General features: G+C 58.9%; 1 protein-coding gene. It reads right to left on the bottom strand.

The features are described from left to right. On the bottom strand, positions 1-3,316 hold a 3,316-nt coding region (locus tag VGG64_13755), incomplete at both ends, for a hypothetical protein (protein HEY1600668.1).

Below are 3,316 nucleotides of genomic sequence, written 5' to 3' on the forward strand. Positions count from 1 at the left end.
GTACGCGATGTGGACCGCCGAGGCGGTCGTGACCCATTCGAACCGGTTTTGCAAGGTCCCGGGCCTTACCACGCGCGGAACCAACAGATGGCTGCTGACGCCGTACGGAGCTGCCACCTGCACGTCGACAAAGTTCTGGTATTGCGGTGCAAGCAGCGGTTGCACGCCGGGCGGAACCGTGATTTCCAGCACGTTGCGGCTCAGCATCCGGAACGGCACGCTCCGTCCGCCGGCGATCACCCGTGTTTCCAGCACGCTGAAGCGCTTGCCGACCAGATACAGCGTGGTCACGCTGTCGGGATCGATGCCCGGCGCGCCGTACCAGCCCTCGAGTTCCGGCCCCAGGCCACCGATTCCCGTGGCAAATAGCTCGAAGCCGCCCAGCGTATTCTGGTAAGGCACTTCAACGCGCATAGTCTGCAGCGGCATGCGTTTTTCCAGTTTTTCGAGCACGTCGTGCATGCCGGCGATATCGCCCGGCCGATAGAGCGGCGAATCGCAGGTATGATTAAGCGCGTTCTGGATTGTCTGGTAATTGCGGCTGAGCCGCATCGTGTCGTGCATCGTCAGCTCTTTTTTGCGCGGATTGGTGACGCCGAACCAATCGGCCCGAATCGTGACGTCCACGTAAGGAACAAACGAGGGCATGATCACCACCGCCGTGCCGTCGCGGGTGCCGGGCTCCAACTGTCGGGCTTTCAGGTCGCTGTCGCGATTGGCCGTGCCAAACAGCGTCTGAGCAAAGGCCCCCAGCGTGCTGGGCGTGTCGGGTGATTGTACGCGCGGATAAAACCGCCAGCCGAACGTGTCGTTGGCGTACGAGAACGCGACTTGCGTACGATTAAGCGCGATCGTCTCCATATCAAGCTCGAGCCGGCGCGTGAACCGGCCGGCAGCGCTGGGGCTCACATTTCCCGTCGCCACGGCCACGGCCACGGCCAACTGTAAATCGCGGCGGCGGCTGAAAACGTCCGCCACATTTTGCTCGTCATTCACCGGATCGAGCGAGAACGTGATGATCGGCCAGCGGCAGAGCACATACTGTTTGAAGTATTCATGGGCTTCAGGTAGGAGGAACTCCTTTGGACCGACAAACGGCATTTCATGAGGTGGCGCGCAGTTGCACCCCTTGGACTGCGACAACGATGTCATGTCTTGCATCCATTGGTGGTTCAATCGCGCTGCATCGACGATGATGGCCCAGGCTAGGGCGCCGGTGATGGTGTGTTTCACTGAGCCGCCCACCGCGTTAAAGAACGCCTGGCGAATTTCGAGCACTTGGCGGTAATCGTGGCTGTCGATGGCCTGCGCCAGTTGCGGCGAGGCAAACCGCCACAGTGTCAAGTTGTCCTTGCGCGATAGGAACTCGTAGGCAGAGAGCGCCTCGGCCGCGAGGTATTGGTTAATATCGTAAACATGGACGGCCCCTCGATTGGCCGCATTCGTCCGAAGATTTGTATACGCCTCGTAGGCTATCTGACAGAACGCCTGGAAGCCGTACACTTGAAGGATCTGCGATCCAGCTAGTGGCCGTGGTCCGGTACCAGAGTGCACAGGCGCTCCAACCGAAACGGGCCCAGTTTCGAAAATGTTGTCAATCGCGGGTGGCATGGTTCTATCAAGAACCGAACTGACCTCGTTGTCATAGTGATTGAGCAACGGCTTTTCGAACAACGATTGTTTTTTGTCCGACAACCATTTGACAATTTCTGGGTGTTCCATGAACTCTTGCAGCGTTCGCAGTGATTGAAGTACTCCGGGCCATCCAAGTGCCTGACGTGCCGGCTGCGGGGGTGTTGGCACGCGTCGCGAAGCTGGAGTGAGGTTATAGATTAGGCCGTCGAGGACCGACGGTGGTACCGCACTGCTAGGTGTTTCCCTCAAGCGATTCGCAACATATAGCAGCACGGTACGCTGTGCCGCCGATAGCTTAGCGATATCGGGGGGCAGGTCGGTCCCACGGACAGCCCACGCCACGATTGCCGCTTTGTTAATGTTCAACGGGATATCCGTACGGTCAACAAGTTGACCCGGCTCGTCGAGATCGTCCAACTCGACGGGAATCGCTATCTCTACACCAAGGTCTGTGCCGCAATTCGCTTGTTTTCCCGCAGGCTCGATTTTTACGGATAGCGGAAGCGATCCGATCCAGGTCTTGTGGTCCTTGTCAGGCCCCTCAATGCTATCGAGAAAGACGGAGAACTGCTGAGCACTAACCGAGACAGTTGCGTTCACATCTGGGATGTATTTTCTCATTAGCGGGCGCCGCTGCAGCTCTGGATGTGTCTGCTGCCCGGCGACTGAATCATCCTGGTCCAGATATTTCAAACAACTCAGCGCCCGGGTACGTTCGTCCTCGGCCGCCGCGGCGATCCCCAAAAATCGGAATTGAAGATACGGACGCAATGCGTAGAGATAATCAATATCCGCTTGCCACTTTGAGTCCTGGCCGTGGATAAACTCGAATAAGGCCACAATTGAATCGAACTTCTGGATCCACGCAGCAACCCTCGCCCGATAGCGCCAGAAAGAAACGGCGAAATGGTCGGCATCCTTTGGATCGTTGTTGAACATCTGCGCCAGCGGCAAGGCCAGCAGCGAGGTCAGATCGTTGATCACCAGGTTGCGGGTCGTGGTTGGGAGGAGGTCTTCGCTGATGACGGGCTTGAGCGTGAATGTGACCTCAGCCCCGTAGCCTTTGCGCGTGTGATGGCCGGAGAATACCGAAACGGGTATGCGGAATAGGTTCAGTGCATAGCCGGGCGAATCGGCCGTATCGCCTCCCTCGTTGACCCGGCGCAAGTCGTTCAAGGTTTTTAAATACACGTCCAACTGCCGGACTAACTCAGTCGGCTCTAGCGATAGTGAGCCCGCCGCGAAGTGGCTATAATCGACCTGCCCCAGCGGCGGCGTGCGAGTGACCACGGGATTGCCTTGCGCGTCTGTCACGTCGCCGGAAAGGGTAGCGGCCGGAATGGAAGTCGGCACGCTCGCGCCGCCGCTGGCCGCGTTCAGCGCAAACGCCAGCGAAAGCGCCGCCTGGTCGGTCTGGCGCACCGACGCTTGCAGCGTTTCCTTGAAGTCGTCGGAATTGAAACGCTTCTGGAGTTCGACTTCGTACTGGTAGCGGCACTTTGTCAGCCGGGCTTCGCCCCACACGTCAGGCTGCTTGGCCACGACCGATCCGTAGCTGTCGATCAGGTGCTCGAGCCAATCGATCTCTTTGGCAAGCTGCTCGACGCTCAGGTCGCGCTCGGCGTGCGGAGGCTTTTTGCCGAACAGGCAACGCTCGGCTTCGCACAGCCCGTGGGCCAGT

This window comes from Pirellulales bacterium (genome assembly GCA_036490175.1).
Classification (GTDB): Bacteria; Planctomycetota; Planctomycetia; order Pirellulales; family JACPPG01; genus JACPPG01.